General features: G+C 43.4%; 19 protein-coding genes. 7 read left to right on the top strand and 12 right to left on the bottom strand.

Features of this window, described 5'->3' with window-relative positions:
* Position 1: 1 nt before the first annotated feature.
* Positions 2-1081 (bottom strand): DNA replication/repair protein RecF, encoded by a 1080-nt coding sequence (recF, locus tag A7D14_RS09415; RefSeq protein WP_067033322.1) that lies wholly within the window; start codon positions 1079-1081, stop codon positions 2-4.
* A 126-nt stretch (positions 1082-1207) separates the two neighbouring features.
* Here recF and A7D14_RS09410 point away from each other — a divergent pair, with 126 nt between their 5' ends.
* The 7 genes from A7D14_RS09410 to A7D14_RS09380 all read left to right on the top strand — a co-directional run bounded on the left by A7D14_RS09410 (position 1208) and on the right by A7D14_RS09380 (position 7456).
* On the top strand, positions 1208-1969 hold the full coding sequence (locus tag A7D14_RS09410; protein ID WP_067033314.1) for a tetratricopeptide repeat protein: 762 nt from the start codon (positions 1208-1210) through the stop codon (positions 1967-1969).
* Positions 1970-1972: 3 nt separating this feature from the next.
* Positions 1973-2455 (top strand): 6,7-dimethyl-8-ribityllumazine synthase, encoded by a 483-nt coding sequence (gene ribH, locus A7D14_RS09405; RefSeq protein ID WP_067033311.1) that lies wholly within the window; start codon positions 1973-1975, stop codon positions 2453-2455.
* Positions 2456-2672: 217 nt separating this feature from the next.
* Positions 2673-2957, top strand: coding sequence for a riboflavin synthase subunit beta (locus A7D14_RS09400; RefSeq protein WP_067033308.1), 285 nt, complete (start codon positions 2673-2675; stop codon positions 2955-2957).
* A complete protein-coding gene (gene mutL, locus A7D14_RS09395; RefSeq protein ID WP_067033305.1) occupies positions 2957-4807 on the top strand; it encodes a DNA mismatch repair endonuclease MutL in 1851 nt (616 codons plus the stop codon). Before A7D14_RS09400 ends, mutL begins: the two co-directional genes overlap by 1 nt.
* Positions 4808-5542, top strand: coding sequence for a rhomboid family intramembrane serine protease (locus tag A7D14_RS09390; protein WP_067033302.1), 735 nt, complete (start codon positions 4808-4810; stop codon positions 5540-5542).
* A 9-nt stretch (positions 5543-5551) separates the two neighbouring features.
* Positions 5552-6415, top strand: a complete 864-nt coding sequence (locus A7D14_RS09385) for a rhomboid family intramembrane serine protease (RefSeq protein ID WP_067033299.1) — start codon at positions 5552-5554, stop codon at positions 6413-6415.
* Positions 6416-6544: 129 nt separating this feature from the next.
* A complete protein-coding gene (locus tag A7D14_RS09380) occupies positions 6545-7456 on the top strand; it encodes an endonuclease/exonuclease/phosphatase family protein (protein WP_176712396.1) in 912 nt (303 codons plus the stop codon).
* Here A7D14_RS09380 and A7D14_RS09375 read toward each other — a convergent pair.
* The 11 genes from A7D14_RS09375 to udk form a co-directional block, all read right to left on the bottom strand.
* Positions 7445-7753, bottom strand: a complete 309-nt coding sequence (locus tag A7D14_RS09375; protein ID WP_067033295.1) for a DUF6122 family protein — start codon at positions 7751-7753, stop codon at positions 7445-7447. The genes A7D14_RS09380 and A7D14_RS09375 overlap by 12 nt on opposite strands.
* Complete coding sequence (locus tag A7D14_RS09370; protein WP_067033292.1) at positions 7746-8378, bottom strand: WbqC family protein; 633 nt, start codon at positions 8376-8378, stop codon at positions 7746-7748. The genes A7D14_RS09375 and A7D14_RS09370 overlap by 8 nt, the downstream gene beginning before the upstream one ends.
* A gap of 21 nt (positions 8379-8399) precedes the next feature.
* A complete protein-coding gene (lepB, locus tag A7D14_RS09365) occupies positions 8400-10142 on the bottom strand; it encodes a signal peptidase I (protein WP_067033288.1) in 1743 nt (580 codons plus the stop codon).
* A 48-nt stretch (positions 10143-10190) separates the two neighbouring features.
* A complete protein-coding gene (gene dapB / locus A7D14_RS09360) occupies positions 10191-10892 on the bottom strand; it encodes a 4-hydroxy-tetrahydrodipicolinate reductase (RefSeq protein WP_067033280.1) in 702 nt (233 codons plus the stop codon).
* 3 nt (positions 10893-10895) lie between these two features.
* On the bottom strand, positions 10896-11552 hold the full coding sequence (locus A7D14_RS09355) for a DUF5683 domain-containing protein (RefSeq protein WP_067033241.1): 657 nt from the start codon (positions 11550-11552) through the stop codon (positions 10896-10898).
* The gene (locus A7D14_RS09350; RefSeq protein ID WP_067033235.1) at positions 11545-12450 is read right to left on the bottom strand and encodes a ParB/RepB/Spo0J family partition protein; all 906 of its coding nucleotides are present in this window, start codon (positions 12448-12450) and stop codon (positions 11545-11547) included. The genes A7D14_RS09355 and A7D14_RS09350 overlap by 8 nt, the downstream gene beginning before the upstream one ends.
* Positions 12451-13224 carry a ParA family protein gene (locus A7D14_RS09345; protein WP_067033231.1) on the bottom strand — a complete coding sequence of 258 codons (774 nt, stop codon included), beginning with the start codon at positions 13222-13224 and terminating at the stop codon, positions 12451-12453.
* A gap of 135 nt (positions 13225-13359) precedes the next feature.
* Positions 13360-15468, bottom strand: coding sequence for a methylmalonyl-CoA mutase (gene scpA / locus A7D14_RS09340; RefSeq protein ID WP_067033225.1), 2109 nt, complete (start codon positions 15466-15468; stop codon positions 13360-13362).
* A complete protein-coding gene (locus A7D14_RS09335) occupies positions 15461-16870 on the bottom strand; it encodes a methylmalonyl-CoA mutase subunit beta (RefSeq protein ID WP_067033214.1) in 1410 nt (469 codons plus the stop codon). The genes scpA and A7D14_RS09335 overlap by 8 nt, the downstream gene beginning before the upstream one ends.
* The gene (locus A7D14_RS09330) at positions 16863-17195 is read right to left on the bottom strand and encodes an FtsB family cell division protein (protein ID WP_067033206.1); all 333 of its coding nucleotides are present in this window, start codon (positions 17193-17195) and stop codon (positions 16863-16865) included. The genes A7D14_RS09335 and A7D14_RS09330 overlap by 8 nt, the downstream gene beginning before the upstream one ends.
* 2 nt (positions 17196-17197) lie before the next feature.
* Positions 17198-17806, bottom strand: a complete 609-nt coding sequence (udk, locus tag A7D14_RS09325; protein ID WP_067033197.1) for a uridine kinase — start codon at positions 17804-17806, stop codon at positions 17198-17200.
* Between the last annotated feature and the right edge of the window lie 13 nt (positions 17807-17819).

The following is a 17819-nucleotide window of genomic DNA, read 5'->3' as shown; positions in this document are numbered from 1 at the left end:
GCTACAAGGTAAAGATTTTATAACTCTGGTGAATGGTTTTAACAACATTTTCCGTGCGCTCGGCATGGGTGTCGCTGATAAAAATCTGTCCAAAGTTGTCGTTCTTTACCAATCCCACAATATGGGAGACACGGTTTTCATCCAGCTTGTCAAAAATATCATCCAACAGCAAAATGGGCGTAGTACTGGAGAGTTCCTTGATGAAATGAAACTGGGCCAGTTTCAGCGCAATCAAAAATGATTTTTGTTGCCCTTGACTTCCAAATTTTTTAATGGGATGGCCAGCGATGGTAAAATTCAAATCGTCTTTGTGGATGCCCACGGAAGTATATTGCAGAGCCCTGTCCTTATCGATATTACTTTTCAAAAGATTTAAAAGGTTTCCTTCGGAAAGTTGACTGTCATAGGAAAGCATAATCTCCTCATCCTTATCCGAAATATGGGCATACTGCTCTTGAAAAATCGGAACAAAAGAGGCAATAAACGCAGTTCGCTTTTTATGGATTTCTGTGCCCAGAAGGTGCAACTGCTCGTTGTAAATGGCCAACGTATTCGGGTCGAAGGTGTGGTTGGCCACAAAATATTTCAAAAGCGAATTGCGCTGCACCAGCACTTTGTTGTATTTGATGAGGGCCTGTAGATAGGCTTTGTCAGACTGTGATATAACCCCGTCCATAAATTTTCTGCGGGTGTCGCTGCCCTCAAGGATAAGATCACGGTCCGAAGGCGAGATGATCACCAAAGGCAAAAATCCAATGTGTTCGGAGAACTTTTCATAGGCCTTCCCGTTGCGTTTGATGACCTTTTTGGTACCCTTTTTAAAGCTGCAAAGTATTTTTTCGGTACGATTTTCCTTCTCAAACTCACCTTCTACCACAAAAAAATCGGTATCATGCTTAATATTTTGCGTGGAAACCGGATTAAAATAGCTTTTACCAAAACAAAGGTGGTAAATGGCGTCCAAAATGTTGGTCTTTCCCACGCCGTTATCGCCCACAAGACAGTTGATAACGGGGTCAAAATCCAAAGTTTTGGAGTCAAAATTTTTGTAATTGACTAAAGATAAATGCTTTAAAAACATAAAAACTTAGTGGGACAAAGGGTTTTTTGTGGTTTGGGAACCGATTAAAGTTTCCAAAAATAACGAATAAATTGCCTTTTGGTTTTGGATAAAAACTTTATTTTTGCGCGACCAATTAAATGACGGATGGCAACATACAAGAAGAGAGGCTTTAAGCCAAAGAATAAGGCAGAAGAAGCTCAACAGGAAGAACACGACAGCACAACGGCGGAGGTTTTCAATACCTTGGATCAGAGTGCTTCCAAGACTGAAGCATGGGTTCAGAAGAACCAGAACTATATTCTAGGGGTTATTGGAGCTGTAGCCATTGGGGTTTTGGCCTTCTTGGCTTACCATCAATTCATTCAAAAGCCCAAAGAGGCTTCAGCAGCCAATGAACTTTTTTATCCACAGCAATATTTTGACCAAGCCTTGGCCAGTGAAACTGCCAAGGATTCCCTATTTACGTTGGCTTTGAACGGAGCTGAAGGAAAATATGGATTTTTGGACATTATTGAGGAATATAGCGGTACAAAGGCAGCCAATTTGGCCGAATATTCTGCAGGAATGACCTATTTGAACCTCCAACAATATGACGAGGCCATTTCCCATTTGGAAAATTTCTCCTCGGATGATGCCATTATGGGCGCCATGGCAAAAGGCGGTATCGGTGATGCGTTTTCGCAATTGAACCAACCTGAAGATGCTTTGGAGTATTATGAAAAAGCGGTTGCCCATAGCGATAATGAATTCACAACGCCACGATTTTTGTACAAAGCTGGGGTTGTTGCCCTGGAAATGGAACAAAAGGAAAAGGCTTTGGGATATTTTGAACGTATCAAGGAAGACTATTCAAAATCCCCTGAGGGCATTGGAATAGATGCACTTATTGGATTGGCCCAAAATTAAACTATGGCCACAGAGAACAAGAATTTATCCACTTACGATAAGACCAAAATCCCAAATGCGAAGGACCTTCGGTTTGGGATTGTTGTTTCTGAATGGAACGCAGAGATTACTTCTGCACTTTCCCAAGGCGCTTTTGATGCGCTCTTGGATTGTGGTGCCAAGGCAGAAAATATCCTGAAATGGGATGTGCCCGGTAGTTTTGAGCTCACTTTTGGGTGCAAAAAAATGATCAAGACCCAAAAAGTGGATGCGGTCATCGCCATTGGAAGTGTAATCCGTGGGGAAACCAGTCATTTTGATTTTGTGTGCAGTGCCACGGCGCAGGGCATCAAAGATTTGAACGTGGTCCATGATGTTCCGGTGATTTTCTGTGTATTGACGGATGACACCATGCAACAAGCCAAAGACCGCAGTGGTGGGAAGCATGGCAATAAGGGAACGGAAGCAGCTATTGCCGCGATACAAATGGCGGTGTTGGGCAAGTAATCTGAAGCTCAAGTTCAAGAGCCAAGAAACAAGAAACAAGAAACAAGAAACAAGAACAGATATTGGGCTACCTCTTACTTTTGGGCAGTTGGTTTTTCTGAACTTGAAACTTGTACTTGCACCTGTCCCTGTTTCCCCTGTTAACATTTTTTGGGAGTAGCCCTTTATCCCTTTTTTCTATTTTAAGTACCTTTGAAGCTATACGGAAGAGGATACCATGCGAAACCCTTTAAAGCTCAGGAAAAATAAGTCGTTCAATTATTCGCCACGCTATTACAAGGGTGAGGGCAATCCTTTTAAAATAGAACACAAACTAGATAAATTCAGAAGTACTGCAAATACAAATAAAGGAATCAAAAACAAGTTTAGCTCAGCCATGGATGATCTAAAAGTGGAAGGGGACAGGAACCTAAAACTTCGTTTTGTCATCATCGTGGCCATTTTGGTCTTGTTGTTCCTTTTTGTGATTGACTTTGATTTATCGATATTCCTGAATCCCTAATGGCCGACATCATTAAACTTTTACCGGACCATGTTGCCAATCAAATTGCAGCAGGGGAGGTGGTTCAACGGCCAGCCTCCGTGGTGAAGGAATTGTTGGAGAATGCCATTGATGCAGGGTCCACTGCCATTAAATTGATTGTGAAGGATGGGGGGAAGGCACTGATTCAAGTGGTGGATGATGGTATTGGGATGAGTGAAACGGATGCCCGATTGTCCTTTGAGCGACATGCCACCTCAAAAATTGCCTCTGCACAGGATTTGTTCAATTTGCAGACCAAGGGGTTTCGGGGCGAGGCGTTGGCCTCCATCGCGGCCATTGCCCATGTGGATATGCAGACCCGACCCAAATCCAAAGAGGTAGGGACCCATATTAAGATTGAGGGCAGCAAGATTGTCTCCCAAGATGTGGTGGCAACGCCAGTTGGAACTTCCATATCAGTCAAGAACCTCTTTTTTAATATTCCGGCACGGCGTAATTTTCTGAAATCCAATCAGGTTGAGTTACGGCATATTACGGATGAATTCCATCGGGTGGCCTTGGTGCATCCCAATATTGAGTTTCATTTTTATAATAATGGCTCGGAGATTTTCAATTTGCCCAAGACCAAACACCGACAACGTATCGCCCATATTTTTGGAAGTCGCATGGAAGGGCGTTTGGTTCCCGTTAACGAGGAAACCGAAGTAGTGAAAATATCTGGGTTCATCTGCAAACCGGAATACGCCAAAAAGAGTAGGGGAGAGCAGTTTTTCTTTGCCAATAACCGATTCATAAAAAGTCCGTATTTGCATCATGCGGTGGTAGCTGCTTTTGAGGGACTCATTAAACAGGATATGTACCCGGGCTATTTCCTGTATTTGGATGTGGACCCGTCATCCATCGATATCAACATTCACCCTACAAAGACCGAAGTAAAATTTGATGATGAGAATACGCTGTATGCCATTCTTCGGTCGACCATAAAGCACAGTCTGGGGCAATTTAATGTGGCTCCGGTGTTGGATTTTGACCACGACCCCAATCTGGACACCCCCTATGCGTACAAGGAAAAAGGGGCGACCTTGCCCAAAGTTACGGTGGATCCGACCTTTAATCCATTTCAGGAGGTTCCTTCGGGAAGAAGTGGGGGAGGCAATTTTCAAAAAAAGAGTAGCAAAGGGTGGGAAGGGCTGTATGAAGGTCTTGAAAAAGATGTGGACATGGAGGAGTTCAGCAGTCTGGCCATTGAATCGGAAGGAGCGGTGCAGGGAACTTTTTATTCTGATGATGACCAGTTGGAAGACCACCTGGCCACGACTTTTCAATTGCGGCGAAAATATGTAGTGAGCACGGTTAAATCCGGAATGTTGGTGATTCATCAAAAAAGGGCTCATGAGCGTATCCTTTTTGAAAAATTCTTGGGAGAAATAACCGTAAAAGAAGGCGTGAGTCAACAACTTTTGTTTCCTTTGGAACTTTCCTTCAGCAAACAGGAATTGGCCATCTTGAAGGAAATTAAGGATAGCCTGACAAACATTGGTTTTGCCTTTGAAAGTTTGGAGGAAGAAACTGTAAAAGTGACAGGTGTGCCGTTGGTGGTTCCTGAAAGTGGTATTGGCACGGTATTGGATCGCCTGATAGCGGATTATAAAGAAGGGTTTGAAGATGGGAGCATTTCACAGGCCGAAGTTTTGGCCAAGGTTTTGTCCAAAAACTTGGCGGTACGGACCGGTGAAATTCTTGATCAGGAATCGCAGCAGGCTTTGGTGAACAATTTGTTCGCCTGTAAGGAGCCTACCTTGAGCCCATTCCAAAAATTGACATATACCATTATCTCCGAAGGGGATATCGATAAAAAATTTAGCTAGATGGGTAGAATGACCGAGGCAGTAAAGCATCTATTGATCATTAATGTGATCCTGTTTTTTGCCACACAATTGTACGGAGAGCAAATGTTCCAATGGCTGGCGCTTTGGTTCCCAAAAAATGGCAACTTTGAATGGTGGCAGGTAGTGAGCCATATGTTCATGCATGGTGGACTTATGCACATTTTGTTCAATATGTATGCGTTGTGGGCCTTTGGGACCCCTCTGGAGCGGATGTGGGGCAAAAATAAGTTCCTCTTCTTTTATTTCTCTGCGGGATTGGGCTCGGCTTTGCTTCATACGGGGGTTAATTATTACTTTTTTAACGAAGGTTTGAATGCTTTGGAGAGTGCTGGTGTGGCCAAGGCCCAAGTATTGGACATCATCTCTAACGGACAATATAGCCCGGATTGGTACAATGTGGTGCCAAAAAGTACTGTTGACACCATGCTAACGGCTTTCAATACCCCGGCAGTTGGAGCGTCAGGGGCAATTTATGGGGTGTTGGTAGCTTTCGCTTTTGTATATTCCGAAGCGAAACTGATGCTCATCTTTCTCCCTGTCCCCATTAAGGCCAAATATTTTGTGCCCTTATTGATTGCAGGGGATTTGATTTTTGGCATCAGCAATGTGAACACAGGCGTGGCCCACTTTGCCCATATCGGTGGCGCATTGATTGGATTTATTATGATGTGGTATTGGAAAAAGAACCAGTTTAACAATAAGCGTTGGGATTAATCTATGGCTATGGCGAGCGGAGGGATACGATACTATATGGCACGGATGAATGTCGCTGAAAAGCTGATAGCCATCAATGTGCTGATTTTTATTTTGGATGGCCTATCCAAGGCACTTTTGGGATATTCTGTATCCCAATGGTTCCATTTGCCCAAGGATTTTATGGATTTTTTTGGTCAGCCATGGTCCCTGGTGACCTATTCCTTTTTTCATGGAGGGTTGGGCCATATCTTTTGGAATATGCTGATGCTGTATTTTACCGGAAGAATTTTTCTAAACCTATTTGATAGTCAGCGATTTATCAATGTATATTTTTTAGGGGTCATTGTTGGTGGATTGGTATTTCTCCTCAGTTATAATGTATTTCCCACTCTTTTAAATGCCAATACCGCTCTGATAGGGGCATCGGCCGGGGTTACGGCCGTACTTATCTTTATTTGCGCCTATATCCCCAACCAAGAGGTGAGAATCATCTTTTTTAATGTAAAACTTTGGTACGTAGGGGCATTTTTTGTGTTGGTGGATTTAATTCAGATTCCCTACGGCGGAAATATTGGAGGCAGATTGGCCCATTTGGGCGGTGCTTTTTTAGGCTATATGTATGCTAGACAGTTGTTGAACGGAAGGGATATCGGTTCCGGTTTTACCAAATTCAGGGATGCCATCGCGCAATTCTTTAAGCCCAAAGAAAAAAAAGCACCTCTAAAAACGGTATATCGGAAAAATACATCAAAAAAGAGTGCGGCGGAGTATGACAAGGAAGCCCGTCAGCGTAAAATAGATACCATTTTGGATAAGATCAGTAAATCTGGTTACGAAAGTCTGTCCAAAGCAGAAAAGGATTTTTTGTTCAAAGCAGGTAAGGAAGATTGATTTGTGGGAAAAACAGCCTCAATAGTTGACGGAATCATTTTTGCAATCAATATATTGATTGCCTTTTTCTTATTTATTACCTGTGTGTCCTCATATTTGACCTTTCAGGTAATCCCAATGTTTTCTGTGTTGAACTTATTTGTACCCCTGCTCTTTGCCCTTAATCTTTTGTTTGCGGGATACTGGATCTATAAAAGGAAAAAGAAATTCTTGTTGTCCTTGGTCACTTTGATTATTGGATATTTTGTTTTTGGTTCTTTTTATGGAATGGGAAACGAAGCTGGGGAGGCAAAGCCATCAGATTTGAAAATTATGACTTACAATGTGCGGGGATTTGATAAATATGGTTGGAGTAAGGAATTGAATACAGGAGAACGAATCATAGAGTTCATAAAAAAAGAAAGCCCCGATATTATCTGTATTCAAGAGCATGATAGTAGGCGCTACAAACAATTGAATCAATATCCATATGGAAGGGAAATTCGATATTCCACTGCGGGTAAATCTGTTCAGACCATACTTTCAAAATATCCCATAGTAGGTCATGGTTCGTTGGACCTTCCCAATACGGCCAATAATATTGTGTATGCCGATATGCTCTACAATGGGGATACGATAAGGGTTTACAATATACATTTACAATCTTTTCGGATAATCCCGTCCACAAGGACATTTTCAGATGGTAAGGAATCAGAGAAAAACTACAGACGATTGGTCAGTACCTTTGAGAAACAGTTGGAGCAGGCAAAAATTTTTGATGCGCACCTGAGACAAAGCACCCATACCAATATTGTTTGTGGTGATTTCAATAATACCCAATTTTCCAATGTCTATAAAATCGTAAAGGGCAATTTAAATGATACTTTTTTGGAAAAAGGAACTGGCTTTGGCAGAACATACAAATTATGGAAAATTCCATTGAGAATCGATTATATCTTAACTGACCCTGCTTTTGAAGTGGTCTCCCATACAAATTTCGACGAAAAATTGTCCGATCACTACCCTGTTATGGCCACTTTACGGCTTACATCAGAGCAATAAACAATCCACCATATCGGCAACGATATGGATAATAAGGGCCAAACCAATAACCCGGGTTACTTTAAAGAAGGGTAGAACACTATACACCAATATGGCCCAGTACGAATGCAGGGGGTGAAAACCAATGCTGCAACGACTGGGATCAAACAGGGGCTCCGCCCACAAATGATCTACATCAATCATAATCCCAGCTAAAAGAATAAGTGCTATTTTGATTTTATTCTCCTTAAAAAAGAAAATGGCAATGAGAATGGGCACCAAAAAATGGATGCCGTAATGTAGGATATGCCTATACATCCAAAAATTCCAAAGGTTGATTTTTCAAATAGGAAAGTGTATTGGTCCCTTCATTGAAGAGTAAATCCAAAACACTTAGATTGGGGATAAAGCCATGGCGCTCCCCAAAAACCTGGGTGTAGGGTTCCATTTTTATGGGAAGCTCCCTTTTGGCTTCCACCAAAAACCGGGCATCGGAATGTTTCTCTGGTTGAAGCTCATACGTTGAAGTCTTTTCCACAGGAATTTCAACCCCAATGATATCTGCAACGGTTTGTACTGTCCTCATATTGAACTCATACAATGATGCTTCATTCCCCTCATACAACGGTCTTATATCGTCTTCATAAAATTCAAAAAAGGGGGATGTTCTATAGGCAGTTTCCAAGGTGCGCCAATGTACTTTTTTCCAATTGTATTCATTTTCAATTTCAACATCGCTGTATTTTTGACGTCCTTCATTCCCACCAACATGTTTTATGGGGATATTGAGCATGTGTTTTCCCTTGTCCGTACAGATATAGCACCGATTGCGATAGGTTTGCTTTTGAAAATTGTCATGGGCCTCCCAAACAACATCATTTTGCACTAAAGTGGTAAAAGTGGCTATACTTGGAAAATAGGTAGGATGAACCAATATTTTCAATGAACAAAACTTTAGGGATTCTTATTCAGCTTTTTTCTTTCTACGTTTTCGGATAAAATCAAACACAAACCAGCCAACAATTAAAGCAACAAAGTACCATCGGTAGGACACTGGCTCCCCGCTTCCGCCAACAGTGGTGAAAACACGCTCCCAACGGGGTCTCCAATTGGTAATCCCTTTATTAAAGTTGTCAAAGCTCATCCAAAGGAAAACTGGCTTGCCCACAATATGGTCCGCAGGCACATACCCCCAGGTTCTACTGTCTTCCGAATGGTCGCGATTGTCGCCCATCATCCAATAATAGTCCTGTTTAAAGGTGTAGGAGTTGGCTTCTTTCCCGTTGATAAATACTTTTTGCCCGCTTACCTTTACATCATTGTGCTCATAATCCCTAATGATTTTCTTGTAAAGTGGAATGGTCTTGTAATTGATGTCAACCGTAGCACCTGCTTCGGGAATATAAATGGGCCCAAAATTATCATTGTTCCAAGGGTAGAGGTTCGGTTTTTGCGGGAACGCCCCAGCATACATGCCTTTGGGCTCTTCGGTTTTGACCACAGAATCTATGGTGGAGTTTTCCCGAAGTTTTGCCACCATTTCATCCGTCATGTTTGCAATTCTGGAACGTGGTTTTTCTTCGGTGAGGGAAAGTCGTAATTGTCGTATGACATCAATGGGGATGCCATCTTCATCAGCCAAAAGTTCTATTTTGCCATCTGGGGTCCTATTGGCACCGAGCACATAAGGAGCAAGGGCATTATACTGACTTTGATTTAGAGCTCCTGAAATGTAGGTTCTCAAATAATCCGAAGCGTCTACCTCTTCCAACAATCGGCTGGACACCCCATTTTTGGCATAAATCTCATAGTCATACATGGGTTTGGCCCGATCTGATAATTTCAATCGTGTTCCATTAATGTGAACGTAACCATCAATCACCGCAAGGGAATCGCCAGGAGTGCCCACGCAACGTTTAACGTAGTTGGATTTTTTATCAATGGGCTTTATCACCGCCTTTTGCGCCTTGAAGAACTGGTATAGCGTATCGGAAGGAAGGCTGAACACCACAATATCGTTTTTCTTGACCCTTTCAAAGCCCGGTAATCGCATATAGGGTAACTGCAATTTATTGATCCAAGAGGTTTTGTAGGTTTCTGGGTCTACATCGGCCAAATAGGATCTTGTTTTGAAGATGGGAAGCGTATCATGCACCATGGGAGCGGCCAAGGTGGTCATGGGAACACGCGCTCCATAATGAAATTTGCTCACAAAGAGAAAATCCCCAACCCTTAGCGTGCGCTCCAAGGAACCCGTGGGAATCACATACGGTTGAATAAAATAAGTGTGTACCAATGTTGCCGCCACAATGGCAAAGACAATGGAGCTTACCCATTCGCCCAATCCTGTTTGGGGCTTTAGGCTTCGGTCTTCAATATAGGTTACATCCTCGGCGTAATTTATATAGTATGTATAAAGGCCAAGGGTCAAAATCACCAGCCATGTGTCCAGAAGGGTGTTTTTTCCAAAGCTTCGGATGGTCTCTACCCATACTACGGGAATCATCAATAAATTGATGATGGGAATGAATAGCAATAGCACCCACCACCATGGGCGGTTGATGATCTTCATTAAAACAACGCCATTGTAAATTGGAATTGCAGCCTCCCATGCTTTTCGTCCTGCTTTTATATAAAGCTTCCAAGTTCCCAGAAAATGGATGACCTGGATGATCAAGATAAAAATGATCCACTGTGTACCGTTCATGTGAAAGTTTCTTGGTTAGACTGTTCGTCTAAATTGTTGTTACGTTTTTTAGCTTAGGTTTAACACATCTTTCATGGAGTAAACCCCTGTTTTTCCTTGAATCCATTCTGCGGCAATGACTGCTCCCAAGGCAAAGCCTTCCCGATTGTGCGCTGTGTGTTTTATTTCAATACTGTCCACATCACTTTCATAAAAAATGCTATGCGTTCCCGGGACCATTCCCTCCCGTTTTGATGTAATGGGTATGATTTTATCGCCAGATTCCTCCAATTTCCATTCGGTATACGCCGTGTTTTTGATGATCCCTTCGGCCAAGGTAATGGCGGTTCCGCTGGGGGCATCCAATTTTTGGGTATGGTGGATTTCTTCCATCGACACCTTGTACTGTTCCAAGCTGGACATCATTTTGGCCAAATAAGCATTTAATTGGAAAAAAATATTGACGCCCAAACTAAAGTTGGAAGCATAGATAAAGGCACTGTTTTCTTTGTTGCACAGGTCCACGACTTCGCTGTATTGGGACAACCAACCCGTTGTACCACAAATCACGGGTACTCCATTCTTAAAACAACCGGTGATGTTGTCAAAAGCGGCATCGGGTGTGCTAAAATCGATGGCAACATCCATGGAGGCATAATCGATTTCCGAAGTATCCACATCCACTTTTGCAACAATGTCATGGCCTCTTTTTTGGGCAATTTCCGCAATCATCCTGCCCATTTTGCCATAACCAAACAAACCTATCCTCATATGCTAAAATTTTACGACCAGGGCCATTCCGTAATTGGGCCGGTTGGTCAGCGGGTTCAAATCCAGATACGGTTTAAAATCAACCGATAGATTATCGTCCACATTGTATTGTTTTAGATGCGCATCCACATTGGCATCAATAATATTTAAAGCGTACATGGCAATGGTAATGACCAAGGCCAAATCCCTGTCCCGCTGCGTTCTTTCTTGGGCGTCTTGCAAGGCCTCATCAGATACATCCGGGCCTTGTCCGTCCCCATTAATGTCAAAAAAATCATCATCTTCAAAGCCGGCAAGCCTTCTTTTAAAGGCATTTCGGGCACTCTTATATTGGGTGTTGTTATAGGAATATACATAGATTCCGGTTCCTATTGCACCATAAACAATGGGAACTTTCCAATAGCGTTTATTGTAGATTTGACCCAACCCGGGAAGTATTGCAGAGTAGAAAGCGGCCTTACTGGGAGCCAATGGGTTGATTCTTTTCTTTTCAAAGGTGACCTCCTGAACGGTGATACCTTCACCTTCCAGATTTTGCGCCAAGGAATCCACTGCTGTGGGTTGGGGTTGTGCCTCTTCTTCTTTTTCGTCATCCTCTTGGGAAAGGCCAACCTGAAGAAACAGCAAAAAAAAGAACAACAAGAAAAGGTTTTTATTCACCTGTCACTATTTTTTTGATACGCTGGAATTCCTCTTCGGAGTGAAAAGGAATCACAATTTTGCCTTTTCCGTTTGGGGAAGCGGTAATGTCCACTTTTGCGGAAAGATGTTCTTTCAGGGCATCGACCCCTTTTGTGACAAAGCTTGGGACTTTTTTGGCCTCCTTTTTTCCAGAACCAGATTCACTTTTTGGCTCTTTTAAGGCTTTAACCAATTGTTCTGTTTCCCTCACGGAAAGACCATCTGAAACGACCTTTTCGTAAACGGAGATCTGTTCTTTCTTCTTATCGATATTGATAAGGGCCCGTCCGTGTCCCATGCTGATAAAGCCATCCCGCATTCCGGTTTGGATGATGGGGTCCAATTTCAACAATCGGAGATAATTGGTGATGGTGGAGCGTTTTTTCCCCACCCGGTCACTCAGTTTTTCTTGGGTAATCTGGATTTCATCAATAAGTCGCTGGTAGGAAAGCGCTATTTCAATGGGATCCAAATCTTGGCGTTGAATATTCTCCACCAAAGCCATTTCCAAGGATTCTTGGTCGTTGGCGATTCGAATGTAGGCAGGAATGGTTTCCAGGCCCACCAATTTGGAAGCACGGAACCTTCGTTCCCCAGACACCAGTTGAAACTTGTTGAAATCGAGTTTACGAACGGTTATGGGCTGAATGATGCCCAATTCCCGGATGGAACTGGCCAATTCTTCGAGGGCCTCATCATTGAAATTGGAACGCGGCTGAAAAGGATTGGTTTCAATGGAATCAATATCCAGTTCCACCACATTCCCAATGACCTGGTCCGCATTTTTGTCCGAAACGGATTGAATATCGTTCTCGGGGTCTTTTAATAGAGCGGACAGGCCTCTTCCCAAAGCCTGTTTTTTGGTTGCTTTCGCCATCTAAACTTTCTCCTTGTTTTTCTTTAAAATTTCATTGGCCAAGTTAAGGTAATTGGAGGCTCCTTTACTGCTGGCATCGTACTTAATGATGCTCTCTCCATAACTTGGTGCCTCACTCAGCCTAACATTTCTTTGGATGATGGTGTCGAACACCATATCGGCAAAGTGTTTCTTCACTTCTTCCACGACTTGGTTGGAAAGTCGCAATCTTGAATCGTACATCGTCAGCAACATGCCTTCAATATCCAAATCGTTGTTGTGTATTTTCTGTACGCTTTTTACGGTGTTCAACAATTTGCCGAGACCTTCAAGCGCAAAGTATTCACATTGAATGGGAATCATCACTGAATCTGCTGCGGTAAGTGCGTTCAGGGTAAGCAATCCCAAAGATGGGGCGCAATCAATCAGTACAAAATCGTACCGATCCCCTAAGCCCTTAAGGGCTTCTTTCATCATATATTCCCTGTTGTCCTTGTCCACCAATTCAATCTCGATGGCCACAAGGTCAATGTGCGCCGGGACCAAATCCACATTGGGGGAATCGGTCTGGATGATAACATCTTCCACACGCATGGTGTGTTCCAAAAGCTGGTAGGTGCCCTGTTCCACAGAATCCACATCAATTCCTAAACCGGAAGTGGCATTGGCCTGGGGGTCGGCATCAATCAGCAACACTTTCTTTTCCAAAACACCAAGGGAGGCTGCAAGGTTTACCGTAGTGGTTGTTTTACCAACACCGCCCTTTTGGTTTGCAATAGCAATAATCTTGCCCATTTCATAGTAAGTTAGGTGCTAAAAATACGATTATTTAGGATGCCAAAAAATGTATTTTGTTAACAGGGGGTGAATAACTGGGGCAATCTGCGTTAAAGAAAGTTAAAGTTATATTTATTAGATCGTTATGGGTGTTCAATCCATCAAAATCTTTAAGATTTCAATGGCGGCATCACTGATCTTGCTACCGGGCCCAAAAACAGCCACCGCACCATGTTCCAAAAGGTGTTTGTAGTCCTGTTTTGGGATAACGCCTCCCACAATGATCATAATGTCTTCACGGCCCTGTTTTTTCAATTCTTGAATTACTTCAGGAACCAAGGTTTTATGCCCTCCGGCCAAAGATGAAATGCCCAGGATGTGCACATCGTTTTCCACGGCTTGTTTGGCCACTTCGGCAGGGGTTTGGAACAAGGGGCCTATGTCCACATCAAAACCAAGGTCGGCATAGCCCGTGGCCACAACTTTGGCACCACGATCATGCCCATCCTGTCCCATTTTGGCGACCATGATTCGGGGCCTTCGACCTTCTTGCAGGGCAAATTCATCGGCCATTTTTTGGGCCCTTTTAAAACTTTCGTCGTTTTTGATCTCTTTGGAATACACTCCGGTAAAGGATTGGATTTTGGCTTTATAACGACCAAAGGCACTTTCCATGGCATCGCTGATTTCACCTAAAGTAGCACGTGCTTTGGCTGCTTGTACCGCTAAAGCTAACAAATTTCCACGGTTGGTTTCATTCTGAATGGCTTTTTTGGCAGCGATGCGGATTTCTTCAAGTGCTTTTTCCACAGCTTTGGAATCCCTGCTGCTTCGGATTTGGTCAAGACGAGCCATTTGTTGCTGACGGACTTTCGCATTGTCCACCTCCAAAATCTGAAGGTCGTCCTCATGGTCCAATCGATATTTGTTCACGCCAACAATTACATCTTGACTGCTATCAATGCGAGCCTGTTTTTTGGCGGCGGCTTCCTCAATCCGCATTTTGGGAATGCCTTTCTCGATGGCCTTGGTCATTCCGCCGAGTTTTTCCACTTCTTCAATCAATTTCCAAGCTTCTTCGGCAATTTCTTGGGTGAGTTTTTCCACTACGTGGCTTCCAGCCCAAGGATCCACCGTTTTGGTGATATGGGTTTCTTGCTGTAGATAAATTTGGGTGTTCCGGGCAATTCGAGCTGAAAAATCCGTGGGCAGTGCAATGGCTTCATCCAAAGCATTGGTATGCAAACTTTGGGTTCCACCAAAAACTGCAGCCATAGCTTCAATGGTGGTCCGAGCGACATTGTTGAAGGGGTCTTGCTCCGTTAAACTCCAACCGCTGGTCTGGCTGTGGGTACGGAGCATCAATGATTTTTCATTTTTTGGGTTGAACTGCTTCACCAACTTGGCCCAAAGCATCCGTCCGGCACGCATTTTGGCAATTTCGGTAAAATGGTTCATCCCAATACCCCAGAAAAAGGATAGCCGTGGGGCAAATTCATCGATTTTTAACCCAGCTTTGATTCCGGTTCGAATATATTCAATGCCATCGGCCAAGGTATAGGCCAATTCCATGGCAGCAGGGGCGCCTGCTTCGTGCATGTGGTACCCCGAAATACTGATGCTGTTGAATCGGGGCATGTGTTGGCTGGCAAACTCAAAAATGTCGGCAACGATTTGCATGGAAGGGCTAGGCGGATAGATATAGGTGTTCCGCACCATAAATTCCTTTAAAATATCATTCTGAATGGTGCCCGAGAGTTGTTCCATGGAAACCCCTTGCTCTTCGGCAGCCACAATATAAAAAGCCATAATGGGAATAACCGCTCCGTTCATGGTCATGGAAACGGACATGTGGTCCAATGGAATACCATCGAACAAAATTTTCATGTCCTCTACAGAATCTATGGCGACCCCGGCCTTGCCCACATCGCCCACAACACGTTCATTGTCAGAATCATAACCCCGGTGGGTGGGAAGGTCAAAAGCCACGGAAAGCCCTTTTTGTCCCGCTTCCAGATTTCTTCGGTAAAAGGCATTACTTTCCTCGGCAGTGGAGAATCCGGCGTATTGGCGAATGGTCCAAGGTCTGCGGACGTACATGGTGGAGTAGGGGCCCCGGAGAAAGGGAGGAATACCTGCGGCAAAATTGGCGTAGCGAAAGTTATGAGTTATGAGTGATGAGTAATCAGTATTTTTGGACTCTGAACTCTGAACTCTGAACTCTGAACTCAATTCCATTTGTTGAAGGTCTTTTCTACTCATCGTTCAGTCTTTTTTGTTCCAATGTTTCAGCCAATCTCTTTTCGATAATGGGTTCTAGCAAAGTTTTTCTGGGCTGGGTCTTTACAAAAGGATAGAGTTCCAGATCATCTTTCATTCTGTCCTGCGGATTCTGATACTTGTTGGTGCCCAACAGCACCATTTTGCCCTCATCAAAAAGTTGCTGCTCTTTTGCTGCACTTTCCTTGATTTTTTGTTGGATGGTTCCCTTTTTCAGGGCATCCAAAAATCCTCCCGATTTTTCCACTTGTTTGAAAAGGTTCAGTGCCTTTTCCGCCAATTGCTCCGTGAGTGATTCGATGCAATAGGTTCCTTCGGAAATTTGGGAAGCCTCCTTAAAATAGCTTTCCTCCTTCAACAGCAACAATTGATTTCGTGCAATACGCTCCCCAAATTCATTGTCTTTGTGGTAGATGGCATCATACGGAAGATTGCAAACGGTGTCCGCTCCTCCCAAAATGGCCGACATACATTCTGAAGTGGTTCGGAGCAAGTTTACGTTGTAATCATACACCGTTTTGTTCCGTTTAGTAGGCATGGCAAGGATATGGCAGTCACTTTCAATGCCATACTCTTGTGCCAAACTGTTCCAAAGCCAACGTAAGGCCCTCAATTTGGCTATTTCAAAGAAATAGTTTCCTCCAACGGCCACTTTAAAGGTGATTGGGAACTTCTCGACTGCCTGCCTGTCCAGCAGGCGGGCGCTCGAAGTGACAAAATGATTCAAGTATTCGTTGGCTTGGGCAAGTCCATAGGCCAATTGTTGCACCTTATTGGCACCAGCGTTTTGGTAGAGGGATAGGTCCACGCCAATGGTGCCGATACTGGTTTTTTGAGAAGTAATCGCATTGATTTCTTCCAAAACAGCATGGTCTTTCTCCAACGTATGGAACCAATTTCCACTACGGGCCAGATTTCCGATTAGGTCAATATTGAGGTGAACCTGACAGGTCTTATCACCAAGATAAGCCAACAGTTTTTTGATGGGTTCCACAGCCAAAAACTGAAAATTGAAGTGAAGTGGGGTGTTTTCCAGATCAATCCCATTCAGTAGCTTGGCGAAGTCGGTTTTCTCGTTGGGAATGGTAAAAACCAAGCTTTCCACCCCTTTTTTTAGGACATCCAGAGCTTTGATGTTGGCTTTTCCCGCATCAGCAGCGTAAATGCCCTGCGCAATGTTCCAACCATGGTTTTTAGGAAGATGGGAGGTTTTTAGTCCTTCCAAATCCTCGGAATGGTAAAACGGCTTTGTCTTGATGCCCTCCAAGGATTCCCAGACCAAGGTGTCATTGTAATCTGCACCTTTTAGGTCAAATTGAATCTTTTGTTTCCACTGTTTTGCGGTAACTGGGGAAAACTCGTCAAACAAACCGATATTACTCATCTTCCTTGTTTTTTAAACTGTCTTCATATTCAATGAGGAAAATCTCTTCATTCTCCTTTTTCATATAATACCTTTCTCGGGCGAATTTTTCAAGTTCTTCTTCATCGGACAAGGTTTCCAGTACTTTTTTGTCCTTTTCAATCTCGCTTTTCAAAAATTCTTTCTGTTCTTCAAGCTTTTTGATCTCTCTTCGGAGTTCCAGATGGATCAGTAGTGAATTTGTATCAAAAAAGGCCATCCAAATGACAAAAATGGTCAGGACCAAAATATACGTATTGGTCATGATCTTGAACCACTTTTTCTTTCTCAATTCCTTCAGACCCATACCTACACCAATTTATTGTTGATGATGGTCCGTACAATATCCACGGCAACCGTATTGTAGTGATTGTTGGGGATGATGATGTCGGCAAATTCCTTTGATGGCTCAATAAACTGCTCGTGCATGGGCTTAACGGCAGTTTGGTAGCGGGTCAATACTTTTTCCAGATCGTGGCCCCGCTCCCGAATGTCGCGTTGCAACCTTCTGATCAATCGTTCGTCCGAATCGGCATGTACAAATATTTTAATGTCGAACATATCCCGCAACTGCGGATTGCCCAATACCAAAATCCCTTCCACGATCATGACCTTTCTGGGTGGTGTGGGGATGGTTTCTTCCAAACGGGTTTCTTCAACAAAGGAATATTTGGGTATATCCACGGTTTTTCCATTCCTTAATTGTTCCAAATGCGAGATCAAAAGGTCAAAATCTATGGAGTTGGGGTGGTCAAAATTGATTTTGCCCCGCTCTTCCCGGGGCAGATATGAAAGATCGTTGTAATAGGAATCTTGGGAGATCACACCTACTTCGTTCTCCGGCAATTGGTCCACAATTTGGTTGACAACCGTGGTTTTTCCACACCCTGTGCCACCCGCTATCCCTAGGATCAGCATACTGATTAATTTA

The sequence above is a fragment of the Allomuricauda sp. CP2A genome, assembly GCF_001683915.1.
Classification (GTDB): domain Bacteria; phylum Bacteroidota; class Bacteroidia; order Flavobacteriales; family Flavobacteriaceae; genus Flagellimonas.
Note: the sequence above shows the minus strand (reverse complement) of the source record. Positions and strands in the feature narration are given on the sequence as shown.

Coding starts and splice junctions, on each gene's coding strand:
- recF (WP_067033322.1), bottom strand. CDS start 1,081: ATGTTTTTAAAGCATTTATCTTTAGTCAATTACAAAAATTTTGACTCC.
- A7D14_RS09410 (WP_067033314.1), top strand. CDS start 1,208: ATGGCAACATACAAGAAGAGAGGCTTTAAGCCAAAGAATAAGGCAGAA.
- ribH (WP_067033311.1), top strand. CDS start 1,973: ATGGCCACAGAGAACAAGAATTTATCCACTTACGATAAGACCAAAATC.
- A7D14_RS09400 (WP_067033308.1), top strand. CDS start 2,673: ATGCGAAACCCTTTAAAGCTCAGGAAAAATAAGTCGTTCAATTATTCG.
- mutL (WP_067033305.1), top strand. CDS start 2,957: ATGGCCGACATCATTAAACTTTTACCGGACCATGTTGCCAATCAAATT.
- A7D14_RS09390 (WP_067033302.1), top strand. CDS start 4,808: ATGGGTAGAATGACCGAGGCAGTAAAGCATCTATTGATCATTAATGTG.
- A7D14_RS09385 (WP_067033299.1), top strand. CDS start 5,552: ATGGCGAGCGGAGGGATACGATACTATATGGCACGGATGAATGTCGCT.
- A7D14_RS09375 (WP_067033295.1), bottom strand. CDS start 7,753: ATGTATAGGCATATCCTACATTACGGCATCCATTTTTTGGTGCCCATT.
- lepB (WP_067033288.1), bottom strand. CDS start 10,142: ATGAACGGTACACAGTGGATCATTTTTATCTTGATCATCCAGGTCATC.
- dapB (WP_067033280.1), bottom strand. CDS start 10,892: ATGAGGATAGGTTTGTTTGGTTATGGCAAAATGGGCAGGATGATTGCG.
- A7D14_RS09350 (WP_067033235.1), bottom strand. CDS start 12,450: ATGGCGAAAGCAACCAAAAAACAGGCTTTGGGAAGAGGCCTGTCCGCT.
- A7D14_RS09345 (WP_067033231.1), bottom strand. CDS start 13,224: ATGGGCAAGATTATTGCTATTGCAAACCAAAAGGGCGGTGTTGGTAAA.
- scpA (WP_067033225.1), bottom strand. CDS start 15,468: ATGAGTAGAAAAGACCTTCAACAAATGGAATTGAGTTCAGAGTTCAGA.
- A7D14_RS09335 (WP_067033214.1), bottom strand. CDS start 16,870: ATGAGTAATATCGGTTTGTTTGACGAGTTTTCCCCAGTTACCGCAAAA.
- A7D14_RS09330 (WP_067033206.1), bottom strand. CDS start 17,195: ATGGGTCTGAAGGAATTGAGAAAGAAAAAGTGGTTCAAGATCATGACC.
- udk (WP_067033197.1), bottom strand. CDS start 17,806: ATGCTGATCCTAGGGATAGCGGGTGGCACAGGGTGTGGAAAAACCACG.